The organism is Micrococcus porci (genome assembly GCF_020097155.1).
Classification (GTDB): Bacteria; Actinomycetota; Actinomycetes; order Actinomycetales; family Micrococcaceae; genus Micrococcus; species Micrococcus porci.
This window is the reverse complement of sequence record NZ_CP083691.1, coordinates 495995-511098: the sequence shown is the minus strand read 5'-3', so window position 1 is coordinate 511098 and position 15104 is coordinate 495995. Positions and strand designations below refer to the sequence as shown.

Below are 15104 nucleotides of genomic sequence, written 5' to 3'. Positions count from 1 at the left end.
GAAACGGACGGCGCGCCGCGCGTTTTCGTGCGGGGAACGGACGGTGTCACACTGACGGCATGAGCGATGCCGCCGCGGGCGCACCCCAGCTGATCTCCCCGTTCCTCTGGTTCCACGACGGCGCCGAGGAGGCCCTCCGCTACTACGTGGACGTCTTCCCGGACTCGGAGATCGAGGAGATCCAGCGCTACCCGGACGAGTCCCTGGACCCGCACTACGCGGGCATGGCCGGGAAGGTGATCAGCGCGTGGGTGCGCCTGGGCGGGGTGCGCTTCGGGGCCCTCGACGGCGGCCCGGCCTTCACGCTCAGCGAGGCGGTGAGCTTCGTCGTCGCCTGCCGGGACCAGGAGGAGATCGACCGCTACTGGGCGGCGCTCTCCCACGTGCCGGAGGCCGAGCAGTGCGGCTGGTGCAAGGACCGCTTCGGCGTCTCCTGGCAGATCATCCCCGCGGACATGGGCCGGCTGCTGCAGAGCCCGGCGCAGATCCAGGCCATGATGGCCATGCGGAAGATCGAGGTCGCCGCCCTGGAGGCGCTCGCGTGAGCGCCCCCGCGGCGCCCGGCCCCACGACGACGACGCCCCGCCGCCGGTCCCGGCTGGCCCTGGCGGCGGCCGCCACGGTGGCGGCGGGACTGCTGGTGCGCGTGGGCCTGCGCGGTGTCCCCGGCGCGGCCGCGTGGACGGGCCCGCTCGGGGACGCGCTCTACGCGGTGCTGGTGTTCCTGCTCCTGGCCTGGATCGCGCCGCGGGCGCGGACGCTCCCCCTCGCGGCGGCGGCGTTCGGCGTGTGCGCGGCGATCGAGCTGTTCCAGCTCACCGGCATCCCGGCCGCGCTCGGGAGGGCGTTCCCGCCCGCGCGGCTGGTGCTGGGCACGGGCTTCCTGTGGAGCGACCTGCTGCTGTACCTGGCGGGCGTGCTCGCCGCCGCGGCCGTGGACGCGGCCCTGCGCCGCCGGGCGGCGCTCAGTCCTCGAGGCAGCGGTCCTCGGGGTCGATGACCCCCATGATCCGGCGGCCGATGGCGGTGAGCTGGCGCAGCTGGGCGCGGGTGAGCGGGTCGACGACGGCGCGGCGCACCTCCGCCACGTGGCCGGGCGCGGCGGCGACGACCACCTCACGCCCCTCGTCGAGGAGCACGGCCAGGGTGTAGCGGCCGTCCTCGGGGTCGGGGCGGCGCTCGACCCAACCGCGCTTCTCCAGCCGGGTGACCACCTGGGAGAGGCGGGGCAGGGAGCCGGAGGACAGGTAGGCGAGCTCGCTCATGCGGCGCTGCCCGCCCTCGGCCTCGGAGAGGCTCGCCAGGACGGTGTACTCGAAGTGGCTGATGCCGGCCTCGCGGCGCAGCTGGGCGTCCAGGGTGGGCTCGAGGCGCAGGACCACGCTCATCAGCGCCAGGAAGGCGTGGCGCTCCTCGTCGTCGAGCCAGGGCACCACGGACTCGGGTGCGGTGTCGGCGACGGGGTCGGATGCGGGGCGGGCGGCGTCGGACATGCCCTCCATCCTAGTCGCGGGCCTTCAGGTCTTAAGTCCCCGTGACGCGAGGAACACTTGCACCGTGAAGTCATGGGACGTAGAGTCGGCCCCAGAGACGGGGCCGCGGCGCCCCGTGAAGGAGGACACCATGACCCTCGCCGACCCCTGGGCCCAGCCGACGCCTGCCGGCGCCTACGACGACCTGCTCGCCCGCGCCCTGCCCCTCACCCGGCGGCAGAAGCTCTGGGAGCCGTCCGACGGGCGCATGCCCGCGCTGTTCATCTCCCACGGCGCCCCGCCCACCCTGGACGAGCCGCAGTGGCTGAACGACCTGTTCGAGTGGGCACAGACCATGCCCAAGCCGCGGGCGATCGTGATCGTGTCCGCGCACTGGGAGAACGCCCCCGCCGCGATCTCCGCGTCCGCCGCCGGCACGCCGCTGGTCTACGACTTCGGCGGATTCCACCCGCGGTACTACACCCTCCGGTACGACACCCCTGACGCCACGGACCTGGCCCGCCGGCTGGCCGGCGTGCTCGGCGCCCAGGGCCAGGAGGTGCACCAGCACACGGACCGGGGCCTGGACCACGGCGCGTACATCCCGCTCATGGCCATGTACCCGGACGCGGACGTGCCGGTGCTGCAGGTCTCCATGCCCAGCCAGGACCCCGCGGACCTGCTGCGCCTGGGCGAGCGGCTGCGCGAGCTGCGGGACGAGGGCGTGCTCGTGATCGGCTCCGGCTTCATGACGCACTCGTTCGCCGCCATGCGGGACCCGCGGCTGTTCGGGCACGTGGACGCCTTCGACACGTGGGCGGCCGAGATGGCCCACGCCGGGGACGTCGACGCGCTCATGGGGTACCTGGACAGGGCGCCGGGCGCGCGGATCGCCCACCCGACGGCGGACCACTACGTGCCGCTGCTGCTCACCATGGGCGCCGCGCACGACCCCTCCACCACCCGCACGGTGTTCAACCGGTTCGTGTTCTCCAACCACATCCGCAGCTTCACGGTGGACTGATCCACTGCCCTACGACGACGCGCGGCCCCCGCACCACCGGCGTCGTGCGGGTGGCTGCCGGCGTCCTGTCGCCCGTTGACGGGGTTCGCCGTGGGGCGCCTCATCCGCGTCATCTGCCGCCCCGGTCACCGCGCCACGGCCCGGGCGGCCGGGGTGCGCCCGTGCACGAGCACGTAGTACACCCCTGCCAGGACCACGAACCCCGCGAGGACGAGGTACATCCACAGGTAGCCCCCGGCGGCCAGGAGGGCGCCCAGCGGCAGCGGCGCCAGTCCGATGCCCACGTCCACGCCCAGGTAGAGCGTGGAGATGCCGGTGCCCATCTGGTGCGGCGGGACCAGGCGCACGGCGATGGCCTGCGCGGCGGGCATCAGCGTGCCGTAGCCCAGGCCGCACAGGGCGCCGGCGAGGACCACCACGGCGTCCTGCCGGGCCACGGCGAGCAGCACGAGGGACGCCGCGAAGCAGACGAGGCCGAGCCCCACCACCGCGTTGTCCCCGCGGCGGTCCTGGACGCGCCCCAGGACGAAGCGCATCACGAGCGTCACCAGGGCGTACGCGAGGAAGAACAGGCCGGCCCCGGCGCCGAGGCCGCGCTGCTCCGCGTACCCGTTGAGGTAGGTGATGACGCCCGCGTAGGCCACGCCCACGAGCAGCATGAACACGCCGATCGGCACCACGGCGGGGTGGAGGATCCCGCCGAGCCGGAAGCCCCGCACCAGGTGGGGACGGGCGGAGGCGGGCTCGTCGGGGACGCGCAGCGCGAGCCCGAACGCCAGGCCCACGGCGGCCACGGCCGTCGTCGCCCAGAACATGCCCGGGTAGCCCGCGGCGGAGACGAGCATCAGCCCCGCCGCCGGGCCGAGGGCCGTGGCCAGGGTGGTGCCGAGCGCGAAGTACCCGGTGCCCTCCGCGCGTCGGGAGGCGGGGATGACCGACTGCGCCAGCGTCATCACGGCCGTGCTGGCCACGGCGTACATGGCGCCGTGGACCAGGCGGACGGCCACCAACAGTCCCAGCGACGACGCCGGGAGGTAGGCCGCGCACGCCAGGGTCACCACGGAGAGGGAGACGAGCAGCATCCGCCGGCGGCCCAGGCTGTCCACGACGTGCCCGGCGAAGATCCGCGCGACCGTCGCACCGACCACGAAGGCGCTGGACGCGAAGCCCGCCGCCGCGTCCCCGGCGCCGAACTGCTTCACGGCGTAGAGCGCCATGGTGGTGGCGAGGAGGTAGAAGGTCAGGTACTGGGCGAAGTTCACCAGCCAGGCCACCGCGAACACCGGCGTCACGATGCGGGGGGCGGCCTCGGCGGGGGCGGTGACGGGATGGTGCACGGGGGTCCTCCACGACGACGGCGAGCGGGGCGCGCCGAGTGGCACGGCCCCATGTGCACCATGCACATTGCATGATGCACATGGCAGTCTAGACTCCTGGAACACGGGCTGGGACCACCGGCCGGACACGGAGGAGCCATGACGCAGCCCATCCCGCGCCACCCCGACCCGGGCAACACCGGGACCGACGCGCTCGACGACGTCGTCCGGGAGCACATGCTGCTCCTCCGCCGCGCCGTGCACGGTCTGGGCGCCTACCGCCGCCCCGAGGCCCTGGACCGCAGCGCCGTGCTCCTGCTGGCCCGCCTCGAGGCGCAGGGACCCATGACCATGGCCGAGCTCGCCGCCGCGTTCGGCCTCGACGTCTCCACCCTCCAGCGCCAGATCGGCGCGGCCCAGCGCGCGGGATTCGTGGAGCGCTTCCGGGATCCGGCGGGCGGCCAGGCGCGCCTGCACCGCGCCACCGACGCCGGCCGGGCGGCCCTCGAGGGGGAGCTCGCCGCGCGTCGGGCGGCCGTCGCCGAGGTCACCCGCTCCTGGCCCGCGCCCGACGTGGCCGCACTGGCCCGGCTGCTGCGGCGGTTCAACGAGGGCTCGGAGGAGCTCCGCGAACAGCCCTGGCCGCGGGAGCGGCCCGAGGCCCCCGGAGCGGCTGCCGTCCCCGCCGGCACCGCCCGACTGCGCTTCCGCGAGATGACGGAGGCGGACCTCGACGTCCTCGTCGGGCTGCTGGGGGACCCCGAGGTGATGGAGTTCTACCCCGCACCGAAGACGCGTGCCGAGGTCGCCGACTGGATCGCCTGGAACCGGCGGAGCTATGCCGAGCACGGCCATGGGCTGTGGATCGTGGAGACCCACGCGGGCGCCTTCGTGGGCGAGTGCGGGCTGACCTGGCAGCGGGTGAACGGCGAGCGTCGACTCGAGGTCGGCTACCACGTCGCCCCGGTGCTGCAGGGGCGCGGGTACGCCACGGAGGCCGCGGCGGCGTGCCGCGACCACGCCCGCGACGTGCTGGGCGCCCCCGAGCTCGTGGCCATCGTCCACCCGGAGAACACGGCGTCCCGCCGGGTCGCGGAGAAGATCGGCATGGAGGTCCTCGAGGAGGACCGCACCGGCGTGGACGCGTCATACCTGGAGGCCATCGGGGCGGAGGCCCGCACCGTGCTGGGCATGCGTCTCGCCTGAACGGCACCTGCCCGGCCCAACGCCGACCTCGCGGACGGCGGGCGGGGGTCGCCGTCGGGCACCTCGGCCACCAGGCGGGCGCGCGGATGGCGGGCGACGGCGTCGCGGTGGTCCTGTGTGTGGACGTGGGTGGCACCCCAGATCAGGACGCCCAGGTCGCCCTCGGCCACGCGTCCACCGTCTCCTTCGGCGGCGGGGTCGCTGAACGTGACGTGCTCCATGGGGGCCTCCTGGCGCGGGACGGTGGGTGCCCGGGCCGCCGGCAGCGGACGTGTCCCGTCGAGTCTGCCCCGCACCGGGGGCGCAGGTCAGCGGACGAGGGTCGCGAAGGCCACGAAGTTGTTGTCCCAGTGCCCCGTCCAGGCGTTGTAGGAGTCGCAGGTGATGAGGCGCAGCTGGGCGTCGTCGGTGTTCCCGTAGACCTCGTCCTTGGGGAACCCGCCCCGGTCGTAGGAGACGGCGCGATCCACGCGGAACACGGCGGTGGTGCCGTCGGCACGGTCCACTTCGACGAGGGCGCCCGGCTGGATGTCCCTGAGGTGGCCGAACACCCCCGTGCCGTCCTCGGTGTCGCTCACGTGACCGAGCAGCACGGCGGGGCCGCGGGAGCCGGGTGTCGGGGAGTTCTCGTACCAGCCGGCCGGCGATCCGGGCGCGGTGGGAGGGACCTCGACGGTGCGGTCGTCCTGGAGTCCGAGCTCGATCAGGGAGGAGTCGATGCCCAGGCTCGGCACACGCACCCGCGTGGGGCGTGAGGCGGGGAGGACGTCGTCGGGCACCGGGGACGACGACGCAGCGGGCTGGGCCCTGGACGCGGCACTCGCGCTCGGCGAGGCGGTCGCGCTCGGCGAGGACCCGCTGCGCCAGTAGCGGTCCACCTCTCGTTCACGGACCCAGGAGCCGGAGACGGACGCGGAAGCCGAGGGCCGTGCGCTCGCCGGCGGGGAGGCGGACGGCGTGGACGCCGAGGAGGGCCGCGCAGGAGACGAGGCCGCGGGCTGCTCGGCGTCCGGGGTGGGACCGCAGCCGACGACTCCCACGCACAGCGCCGCCGCGGACGCGATGAGGCGCCCGCGGCGGCGAGGACGGATGGTCATGCAGAGGCGGTCGGCTCAGGCCTGGCGACGGCGGGCGACGACACCGGCACCGGCGACACCGGCGAGGGCCACGGCGCCCAGCGCGAACGGGGCCAGCGCGACGCCCTCGGGACCGGTCTTGGGTGTGCCCTCGGGGACCACGGTGACCTGGGGAGCCTCGGCGGCCGCGGACTCCTCGGCCCGGGCCGCCGTGGCGGGCGCGTACTTGGCCTTGATGGCGGCAGGGACCCAGGCGTCGTCGCCGTTGACCTCGCAGCCGATGCCGTCCAGGTCGGCGTCGAGATCCGCGTGGTAGTACTTCGAGGACTTGGGCAGGTTCGCGAGGCCGGCGGCGAACACGTCCTTGCAGTCCGGGTAGGTGTACTGGTTGTCGATCGCGTCGGGCTGGGTGACGTGCGACGGCAGGGAGGCCTGCGGGCGGGCGGCCGGCTTCGGGGACGGCTTCGCAACAGCGGGGCCGTTGGGCCCGTAGGGGGAGTTCGGCCCCTCACACACGACGCCGTCGTTGTCGATGTCATTCAGGTGGCGGAACGTCGCGTGCTCGCTCGTGAAGTTGCCGTATCCAGCAGCTCGGGCTTCGGCGCAGTTCTCGAAGATGGGCTCGTCGGCCTGGGCCGGAGCCGCGGCGAAGGCGGTCAGGGACAGGGCGGCGGCCAGCGTGAGGCCGGTGGCGGTCTTCTTCATGGGAGTCCTCGTCATGGAGTGCGGTGATGGTGGCGCACCCGACAGAAGGTGCGCCTGACAAGCCATTTCTAGACGACTCCCAGCGGGCATGTCCACTTCCCCCAGCCCTCGTCCAGATGCTGGGTCATCACCCCTGACCGCGGCGGGAGCGCAGGGCGAGTTCGAGGTCGAAGCGGGCATCGGCGTCGTCGAGGGCGCCCCCGAACAGCTCCCGCAGCCGCCCCACCCGGTACCCGACCGTCTGCGGATGCACGTTGAGCTCCGCCGCCATGGGGCCACGCGCGCCCCGGTGCGCGAGCCAGGCCGCGAGGGTGGCCTCCAGGGTGGCGCGCTTGGCGTCGCTGAGCCCGTCCAGCGGCGCGAGGACGCGCTCGGACAGGCGCCGCAGCGCCTCCGGCTCGGCCCCGAGGACGACGTCCGCGAGGTGCTCCTCCGCCAGGACCGCCGCCCCGGGGGCCACACCGCTCAGGGCGTCCCGGCGGGCGAGCACGGCCCGGGCCACGTGCAGGGACCGCGCCACCTCCAGGGCGTCCACCTCCGGCCCGACGACGGCACCCGTCCCCTGCAGCGCGGCCAGGAGCCGTCGGGTCACCACCGGGGACCGCGGCGGGGCGGAGAGCACCACGATCTGCCCGTCCCGCTCCAGGACGGGCCCGGCGCGGCCCAGGCCGAGACGGGTGACGGCGTCGGGCGCGGCGGCGGTCCACGACGCCTGCGCGAGCGGACTGGGCGGCCGCGTAGGCCTGCGCGCTGACGGAGGAGAGCTCGTCGATGTACGCCCAGATGGACTCGCCCAGGTCCACGACGACGTCCATCCCCATCCCCTGGCGGGCGCACTCCTCGGAGAGCTCGCGGAAGGCGATCCGGGCGGCCAGGCGGTAGGCGCCCAGGAGGTGGTGCATGGTGCGGCCCTCCCGGAACTCACCGGCGCCGAGGGCGGCCATGAGGTCACGGGTGTCCGCGTCGAGGGCGGCCGCGTAGGCCGGGATCTCCTCGGGGACCACGCGGATGATCCGCTCGGCCACGGCGGGCAAGATCATCGAGAACATGGAGATCGGGCACAACGTGCTCCACGGCCAGTGGGACTGGATGCGCGACCCCGACATCCACTCGACGACGTGGGAGTGGGACTTCGTGACCCCCTCCAGCGCGTGGCAGCACACCCACAACGACGCCCACCACCGCTGGACCAATGTGACCGGCCTGGACGAGGACCTGGGCTACAACGTGCTGCGCATGGACGAGGCCGAGCCCTGGGAGCCCCGGCACCTGCTCAACCCGGTGATCAACGCGATCCTGGCGCCGTTCTTCGAGTGGGGCATCGCCATCTACGACCTCGAGCTGGCCAAGGTGCGCGCCGGGGAGAAGCCCGTGGCGGACCTGCGCCGGGACCTGGCCTCGGTGGCCGTGAAGGCGGTCCGGCAGCTCGCCAAGGACTCACTGGCCACACCCATCGCGGCCGAGCTGGTCAGCCGCTCCGGCTCCGCGTGGCGGAAGGTCTTCCGCCTGGCCCTGCCCTGAGGCCCGGCAGGGGCTGCGCCCCCTCCACCGGCGTTGTCGTTCATGAAACGGACGGCGTGTCGGACGCTTTCGCGCACGAAACGAACGGCGTGTCGGACGCTTTCGTCCGCGAAGGGACCACCTGCCGCCCCCGCGGGCCGGAAGAATGGCCCCATGCCCACGCAGCCCCAGGACGACGCCTCCTCCCCCGCGCCCAGCCCGACCGCCCGCACCGTGCACCTGGCCGCCTCCGGCGTCGACGCGCGGATCCTGCCCGACCCGCACGCCGGCGGCTGGATGCTGGAGGTCGGCGGGGCGGTGCAGTCCCACGTGGACCTCGCCGACCCCACGCAGGTCCGCTACGAGTACCTGCGGCGCATCGCGAACGTCCTGGACGCGCTCGCCCCTGCCGGAGAGCCCCTGCGCGTGCTGCACCTGGGCGGCGGGGCTCTGACCCTGCCCCGGTACGTGGCCGCCACCCGCCCGGGCTCCGTGCAGACCGTCGTGGACCTGGACCGCGAGCTCATGGGCCTCGTCCTGGAGGAGCTCCCCCTGCCCGCCGACGCGGACGTGTACGTGGTCGTCGCGGATGCGCGCGCCGTCGTCGACGACCTCCTGGACCCCCTGGAGGGCGAGTCCCAGGCGGGGGCGTGGGACGCCGTCGTGCTGGACATCGACACGGACGCCGGCGCCGTCGCGCACCTGACGGGCGCGGCCTTCCACGCGGAGCTGCTGGAGCTGCTCGCCCCGGGCGGGGTGCTCTGCGTCAACATCGGCGACGACGACGGTCTCGCCTACCTGGCCACGCAACTCACCGCCCTGGAGGCGGCCTGCGCGGACGCCGCCGAGGGGGCGGGCGTGCCCGGTCCGTGGACGCTCGGCCCGAACTCCGTGCTGGAGCGGCGCGAGCTGGGGAACGCGGTGCTCGTCGCCGGCCCGGGCCTGGCCGGGATGGACGCCGCGGCGCTGCACGCGGCGGGGCCGCACCCGGCAGTGGTGCTGGACGCGCACGAGTCGGCGGCGCTCGCGGAGCGGATCACCGCCGCCCCCTGATCACCCCCGCACCCCCCGCGCTTTCGTGCGTGAAATGAACCCCTCCCCGGGCACTTTCGTGTGTGAAACGGCAGGCGAGCCCTGCCCGCGTGCGTTTCACGCACGACAGCGAGCGACACGCCGTCGGCCTCACGCACGACAGCGAGCGACACGCCGTCCGTTTCGCGCACGACAGCGAGCGACACGCCGTCCGTTTCGCGCACGAAAGCGAGCGACACGCCGTCCGTTTCGCGCACGAAAGCGGCGGCTGCCCCGGACTCAGCGCTCGACGCGGGCGCTGAGGTCGTGCACGAGGCGCTCGGCGAGGGCCGCCGAGGACTGCGGGTTCTGCCCGGTGTACAGGGCGCCGTCCGCCACGACGTGCGACTGCATGGGGAAGCGCGCCTTCTCGTACTGCACGCCGCCGTGCTTGAGCTGGGCCTCGAGGGTCCACTTCGCCTTGCGGGCGAACGGGTTCAGCTTCTCCTCGAGGTCGGAGAACGCGGTCATGCGGCGGCCCTCGGCCACGATCGTGCCGTCGGCGCGCTTGGCCGCGAACACGGCGGCCGGGGCGTGGCACAGCAGGGCCAGCGGGGCCTCGTCCAGCAGACGGCGGGCGATCAGCGCACCGGACACCGGGTCGTAGGCCAGGTCCTCCATGGGGCCGTGGCCGCCGGGGTAGAACACGAGGTCGTAGGCGGAGTCGTCCACGTCGGCGAGCACCAGGGGGCGCTCCAGCGCGGGGCGCAGCCGGTCCAAGGCGGCCCTCAGCTGCTCGCGCTTGGCCGGGGACCCGGCCATCATCCCGAGGCTCAGCTGGTCCACGGTGGGCACGCGGCCGCCCGGCGTCGCGATGTCCACGTGCCAGCCGGCCTCGGTGAACGTCTGGTGCGGCACCACGAACTCCTCGGCCCAGAAGCCGGTGGGGTGCACGGTGCCGTCCTTGAGCGTCCACTGGTCGGCGGCGCTGACGACGAACAAGACCTTGGTCATGGGGCCTCCTTGCGGCACGTCCGCGGGCGGCGTTCGCCGCCCGTCCGTCCGCCAGTCTTCCCGGCACGCGGGGGTCTTGGCCAGGACGCGCGTCCTGACGCGGGCGGACGCATCGGCAGGACCCCGAGCCGTCGCGTGCCATCCTGGGCCGGTGCCTGCCTCCTCCCCCGCCCTCACGCCCGCGCCGCGCTCCGGGGCGACGACGGCGCTGCTGTTCCTGCTGGCGCTCGTCGCCGGCCTGGCCATGCCGGTCCAGGGGCGGGTGAACTCGGCGCTGTCCCTGGCGGTCGGCTCGCCGGCGCTCGCTGCGTGTGCGTCCTTCGCCACGGGCCTGGCCGTCCTGGTCCTCGCCACGCTCCTGCTGCCCTCCGGCCGACGGGGCGCCGCACGGATCCCCGCCGCCGTGCGGAACGGCGACGTGCGCTGGTGGCAGCTGCTCGCCGGCACCATCGGCGCGGCGTTCGTGCTGACGCAGGCGTGGACGATCCCGTTGATCGGCGTGGCGGTGTTCACGGTGGCCGTCGTGACCGGGCAGATGCTCGGCGGGATGCTCTGGGACCGGCTCGGGTGGACACCCGCGGGCGTGCAGCGGATCAGCCGGCGCCGCCTGTTCGGGGCGCTCCTGGCGTTCTGCGCGGTCACCGCGGTGGTGTGGCCGCGGCTGCAGGAGTCGGGATCCCCGGGGGCCTGGCTGGCGCTGGCGGTGCTGCCGCTGGCGGCGGGCGTGGCCACGAGCGGCCAGCAGGCGATGAACGGCCACCAGACGGCGCACTTCGGCACCCCGCTGCCCCCGACGCTGGTGAACTTCGCGGCCGGGACGGCGGTGCTCGCCGCGGCCACGGCCGTCGCGGCGGGCACGGGCGCCGGCATGGGGCCGCTCCCCGCGGCGTGGTGGATGTACCTCGGCGGGCCGTTGGGCACCGTGTTCGTGGGGCTGGGCGCCTTCCTCATCCCTCGGGTGGGCGCGTTCCTCACCACCCTCGGCATGGTCGCCGGCCAGCTCGTCGGCTCCCTGCTGCTCGACGTCGTGGCCCCCGCCCCCGGTGCGCAGGTCACCTGGCTGACGGTGGTCGGCACACTCGGGGCGCTCGCGGCCATGGTCGTGGCGTCCTCGCCGCAGGTCCCCGCGGGGCTCCGCGCGTCCCGGCGCCGCGCCCGCCGGGGGTGAGCGGGCGGCGTCGTCGCCCCCGGCCTGGGCAAAAGGCCGTAGTCTAGAGGAAGACTTCACCCGCTCCCTGCGCGCGCCCCTGGGCCCGCCGCGGGCGGGACACGCGGCACGCCCTCGATCCGAGCGCGCGCCCACCCCTCTGTCCGACTGACGAAAGCACGCTGACTTGACTCGTTCCTCCCGCAACTCCTCCTCCCGTCGCCGCGGCGGCGGCCAGTCCCGCCGCCCCCGGTCCTCCGGCGCCCCCGGCCAGCTCGCGAAGGGCGGTCTGCGCATCACCCCGCTCGGCGGCCTCGGCGAGATCGGCCGCAACATGACCGTCTTCGAGCACCAGGGCAAGCTCCTGATCGTGGACTGCGGCGTGCTCTTCCCGGAGGACCACCAGCCCGGCATCGACGTGATCCTGCCGGACTTCACCTCCATCCGTGACCGCCTGCAGGACGTCGTCGGCGTCGTGCTGACCCACGGCCACGAGGACCACATCGGCGGCGTCCCGTACCTCCTCAAGGAGCGCCCGGACATCCCCCTGATCGGCTCGGAGCTGACGCTGGCCTTCATCGAGGCCAAGCTCAAGGAGCACAAGATCGTCCCCAAGACCCACATGGTGGTCGCAGAGGACAAGCGCCACATGGGCCCGTTCGAGCTCGAGTTCGTGGCCGTGAACCACTCCATCCCGGACGCGCTCGCCGTGGCGATCCGCACGGAGGCCGGCCTGATCCTGCACACCGGCGACTTCAAGATGGACCAGTTCCCGCTGGACCGCCGCATCACCGACCTGCGCCACTTCGCCCGCCTGGGCGAGGAGGGTGTGGACGTGTTCCTCACGGACTCCACCAACGCGGAGGTCCCGGGCTTCACCATCTCCGAGCGCGAGCTGACCCCCGCCATCGACCACGTGTTCCGCACGGCGCCGAAGCGGATCATCGTCTCCTCGTTCGCCTCGCACGTGCACCGCATCCAGCAGGTGCTCGACGCCGCCCACGCCTCCGGCCGCAAGGTCGCCTTCGTGGGGCGCTCGATGGTGCGCAACATGGGCATCGCCGGCGACCTGGGCTACCTCAAGATCCCCAAGGGCCTCGTGGTGGACTTCAAGAAGCTGCAGGACATGCCGGACGAGAAGATCGCCCTGATCTCCACCGGCTCCCAGGGCGAGCCGATGGCCGCGCTGGGCCGCATGGCCAACCAGACGCACCAGATCAAGCTGAACAAGGGGGACACCGTCCTCCTGGCCTCCTCCGTGGTGCCGGGCAACGAGACCTCCATCACCGGCATCATCAACAAGTTCACGGACATGGGCGTGAACGTGGTGCACAAGGGCAACGCGAAGGTGCACGTCTCCGGCCACGCCTCCGCCGGCGAGCTGGTGTACTGCTACAACATCGTGCAGCCCCGCAACGTGATGCCCGTGCACGGCGAGGCCGCGCACCTGCACGCCAACGCGGAGCTGGCCAAGAAGACCGGCCTCCCGGAGGACCGCGTGTTCATCACCAAGGACGGCGACGTCCTGGACCTGGTGGACGGCAGGGTCTCCGTGGCGGGCAAGGTCGAGGCCGGCCTCGTCTACGTGGACGGCGACACGATCGGCAAGGTCACCGAGGGCACCCTCGAGGAGCGCCGCACCATGCAGGAGGCCGGCGTCGTCACGGTCGTGGCGATCGTCGACCCGGACACCAACCAGCTGGCCGAGCCGCTCGAGTTCATGACCAAGGGCTTCATCCAGGACGCGTCCGTGTTCAAGGGCGCCGCGGAGAAGGTGAAGTCCGCCCTGTCCCGCTCGAACGTCCAGGACATCGACGACATCGAGAAGCTCGAGCGCGTGATCGGCGACGCCGTCACCCGTCACCTGGAGCGCGCCTACCGCCGCGCGCCGCTGGTGACCGTGGTGGTCGTGGACGCCTGAGCCGACCCCGCCCTCGACGTCTTCGGGGAGCTGACGACGACGCCCCCGCACCCTCCTCGTGGAGGCTGCGGGGGCGTCGTCGTGCCGGGGCCGGCGTCAGATCACGGGTAGAGGCCGCGGATCTCGTGGGCCTCCTTGACGCGCTTCACGGCGGTCACGGTGGCGGCCTCGCGAAGGCTCACGCCGTGCTTCTGGCTGGCGGCCAGGACGCCGTCCCACGCGGTGCGCATGCGCGCGGCGAGGCGGTCGTTGACCTCCTGGAGCGTCCAGCGGTAGGCCTGGTTGGCCTGCGCCCACTCGAAGTAGGAGACGATCACGCCGCCCGCGTTGGCCAGGATGTCCGGGGCCACGAGCACGCCGTTCTCGTTGAGGATGGCGTCGGCCTCACCGGTGGTCGGGCCGTTGGCGCCCTCCACCACGATCTTCGCCTTGACGTCGCCGGCGTTGTCCTTGGTGAGCACGCCCTCGACAGCGGCGGGCACCAGGACGTCGACCTCCATGGTGAGCAGCTCGGCGGGGTCCATGGGCTCGGTGCCGGGGCAGTCGACCACGGAGCCGGTCTCGGCTACGTGGGCGGCGAGGGCGGCGTAGTCGATGCCCTCCTCGCGGCGGACGGCGCCGTACTGGTCGGACACGGCCAGGACCGTCACGCCGGCGTCGGCGAGGAACTCCACCGTGCCGGCGCCGACCTTGCCGAAGCCCTGCACGGACGCGGTGGCCTGGGCGGGCTCGATGCCCTTGTGTTTGAGCGCGGCGAGCGCGATGTGGACGACGCCGCGGGAGGTGGCCTCGGCGCGGCCCAGGGAGCCGCCCAAGGAGACGGGCTTGCCGGTGACGACGCCCTGCACGGTGTAGCCCATGGCCACGGAGAACGTGTCCATCATCCAGGCCATGGTCTTCTCGTCCGTGCCCACGTCCGGGGCCGGGATGTCCTTCTCCGGGCCGATGATCGGCAGGATCTCGGTGGTGTAGCGCCGGGTCACACGCTCCAGCTCGGCCTGCGAGTACGTGCGCGGGTCGATGGCCACGCCGCCCTTGGCGCCGCCGTAGGGCACGTCCACGAGGGCACACTTCCAGGTCATCCACATGGCCAGAGCGCGCACCTCGTCGAGGTCCACGGAGGGGCTGAAGCGGACGCCGCCCTTGGCGGGGCCGCGGGAGAAGTTGTGCTGCACGCGGTAGCCGTGGAACACCTCGACCTCGCCGGAGTCACGCCGCAGCGGGATGCTGACGGAGAGCTCGCGGCGCGGGTTGGCGAGCAGCTGGTGGGTGCCCTCGTCGTAGCCGAGGGTCTCAACGGCCCTCTCGAGCTGGGCCAGGGCATTGGCCAGCGGGGACGATGCGGAGGTCATCGAAAAAGGTCTTCCTTCGTGGACGGAATGAGCGGGTGGGCTCACCGGGTCGGATCCCGCGGACGCCGGGAGGGGTCTGCGGAGGCCGGCCTGGTCGAGGGCGCGCCGAGGCCACGGAGGCGGCCACGACGTTGTGTGCCAGGGTTCGACGCTAGGCCCCTGCGCCCCCGGCAGACCAGGGCGGCGGCCTCGACACCCCCGGAGTGAAGACGAACCGTCAGCCGCGGCGCCTCTCCGTGGACGAATTGTTCAACAAGATGCGGACGCGCCGCGGCGGACCGCCCCGGTGAGGCCCGGCTTCCCGGCCGCGCCCGGCCCTTCACCGGGCGCTGGCTCGGGGAGAACAGCCCCGCGGATCGC

At 73.5% G+C, this 15104-nt stretch carries 15 protein-coding genes and 3 pseudogenes; 10 read left to right on the top strand and 8 right to left on the bottom strand.

The genetic code is table 11. The features are described from left to right. Positions 1–59: 59 nt before the first annotated feature. Together KW076_RS02395 and KW076_RS02390 are read left to right on the top strand one after the other, a co-directional pair. Complete coding sequence (locus KW076_RS02395; protein WP_224356069.1) at positions 60–545, top strand: VOC family protein; 486 nt, start codon at positions 60–62, stop codon at positions 543–545. Further along, positions 542–1000, top strand: a complete 459-nt coding sequence (locus KW076_RS02390; RefSeq protein ID WP_224356068.1) for a ribosomal maturation YjgA family protein — start codon at positions 542–544, stop codon at positions 998–1000. Before KW076_RS02395 ends, KW076_RS02390 begins: the two co-directional genes overlap by 4 nt. Here KW076_RS02390 and KW076_RS02385 read toward each other — a convergent pair. Then, a complete protein-coding gene (locus KW076_RS02385; RefSeq protein ID WP_224356067.1) occupies positions 966–1493 on the bottom strand; it encodes a MarR family winged helix-turn-helix transcriptional regulator in 528 nt (175 codons plus the stop codon). The two genes, KW076_RS02390 and KW076_RS02385, sit on opposite strands and share 35 nt — an antisense overlap. A gap of 130 nt (positions 1494–1623) precedes the next feature. On the opposite strand from KW076_RS02385, the gene KW076_RS02380 reads away from it, so the two are divergent. Then, positions 1624–2496 (top strand): dioxygenase family protein, encoded by an 873-nt coding sequence (locus KW076_RS02380; RefSeq protein ID WP_224356066.1) that lies wholly within the window; start codon positions 1624–1626, stop codon positions 2494–2496. A 125-nt stretch (positions 2497–2621) separates the two neighbouring features. On the opposite strand, the gene KW076_RS02375 is transcribed toward KW076_RS02380, so the two are convergent. After that, on the bottom strand, positions 2622–3833 hold the full coding sequence (locus KW076_RS02375; RefSeq protein ID WP_224356065.1) for an MFS transporter: 1212 nt from the start codon (positions 3831–3833) through the stop codon (positions 2622–2624). Positions 3834–3971: 138 nt separating this feature from the next. Between KW076_RS02375 and KW076_RS12695 the strand changes: the two are divergent. Further along, positions 3972–4262: pseudogene (locus KW076_RS12695) on the top strand (MarR family transcriptional regulator); the annotation flags it as partial. A gap of 249 nt (positions 4263–4511) precedes the next feature. Further along, a complete protein-coding gene (locus tag KW076_RS12690; RefSeq protein WP_434084366.1) occupies positions 4512–5018 on the top strand; it encodes a GNAT family N-acetyltransferase in 507 nt (168 codons plus the stop codon). A gap of 308 nt (positions 5019–5326) precedes the next feature. On the opposite strand, the gene KW076_RS02365 is transcribed toward KW076_RS12690, so the two are convergent. Continuing rightward, positions 5327–5758: a sortase domain-containing protein gene (locus KW076_RS02365; RefSeq protein ID WP_255612640.1), complete on the bottom strand. Its 432-nt coding sequence runs from the start codon at positions 5756–5758 to the stop codon at positions 5327–5329. Between the two features lie 4 nt (positions 5759–5762). Here KW076_RS02365 and KW076_RS12495 point away from each other — a divergent pair, with 4 nt between their 5' ends. Continuing rightward, positions 5763–5888 (top strand): hypothetical protein, encoded by a 126-nt coding sequence (locus KW076_RS12495; RefSeq protein WP_255612638.1) that lies wholly within the window; start codon positions 5763–5765, stop codon positions 5886–5888. 242 nt (positions 5889–6130) lie between these two features. Here the strand turns inward: KW076_RS12495 and KW076_RS02360 are convergent, their stop codons facing one another. From KW076_RS02360 to KW076_RS12735, 3 genes and pseudogenes are all read right to left on the bottom strand, one after another. Beyond that, complete coding sequence (locus tag KW076_RS02360; protein ID WP_224356063.1) at positions 6131–6799, bottom strand: excalibur calcium-binding domain-containing protein; 669 nt, start codon at positions 6797–6799, stop codon at positions 6131–6133. Between the two features lie 127 nt (positions 6800–6926). Continuing rightward, positions 6927–7424, bottom strand: coding sequence for a helix-turn-helix domain-containing protein (locus KW076_RS02355; protein ID WP_224356062.1), 498 nt, complete (start codon positions 7422–7424; stop codon positions 6927–6929). Positions 7425–7545: 121 nt separating this feature from the next. Then, positions 7546–7743, bottom strand: a pseudogene (locus tag KW076_RS12735) (RsbRD N-terminal domain-containing protein); the annotation flags it as partial. A gap of 79 nt (positions 7744–7822) precedes the next feature. On the opposite strand from KW076_RS12735, the pseudogene KW076_RS02350 reads away from it, so the two are divergent. Both KW076_RS02350 and KW076_RS02345 read left to right on the top strand, forming a co-directional pair. Next, positions 7823–8287 (top strand): annotated as a pseudogene (locus KW076_RS02350) (fatty acid desaturase family protein); the annotation flags it as partial. Positions 8288–8473: 186 nt separating this feature from the next. Further along, the gene (locus tag KW076_RS02345; protein ID WP_224356061.1) at positions 8474–9352 is read left to right on the top strand and encodes a spermidine synthase; all 879 of its coding nucleotides are present in this window, start codon (positions 8474–8476) and stop codon (positions 9350–9352) included. 258 nt (positions 9353–9610) lie between these two features. Here KW076_RS02345 and KW076_RS02340 read toward each other — a convergent pair whose 3' ends face one another. Further along, complete coding sequence (locus KW076_RS02340; protein WP_224356060.1) at positions 9611–10324, bottom strand: type 1 glutamine amidotransferase domain-containing protein; 714 nt, start codon at positions 10322–10324, stop codon at positions 9611–9613. Between the two features lie 151 nt (positions 10325–10475). Between KW076_RS02340 and KW076_RS02335 the strand changes: the two genes are divergently transcribed. Further along, positions 10476–11492: a DMT family transporter gene (locus KW076_RS02335; protein ID WP_224356059.1), complete on the top strand. Its 1017-nt coding sequence runs from the start codon at positions 10476–10478 to the stop codon at positions 11490–11492. A 313-nt stretch (positions 11493–11805) separates the two neighbouring features. Next, entirely contained in the window at positions 11806–13392 is a 1587-nt protein-coding gene (locus KW076_RS02330) for a ribonuclease J (RefSeq protein WP_239240679.1), read from the top strand. Between the two features lie 101 nt (positions 13393–13493). On the opposite strand, the gene KW076_RS02325 is transcribed toward KW076_RS02330, so the two are convergent. Continuing rightward, a complete protein-coding gene (locus KW076_RS02325; protein WP_224356057.1) occupies positions 13494–14744 on the bottom strand; it encodes a Glu/Leu/Phe/Val family dehydrogenase in 1251 nt (416 codons plus the stop codon). Positions 14745–15104: the final 360 nt, after the last annotated feature.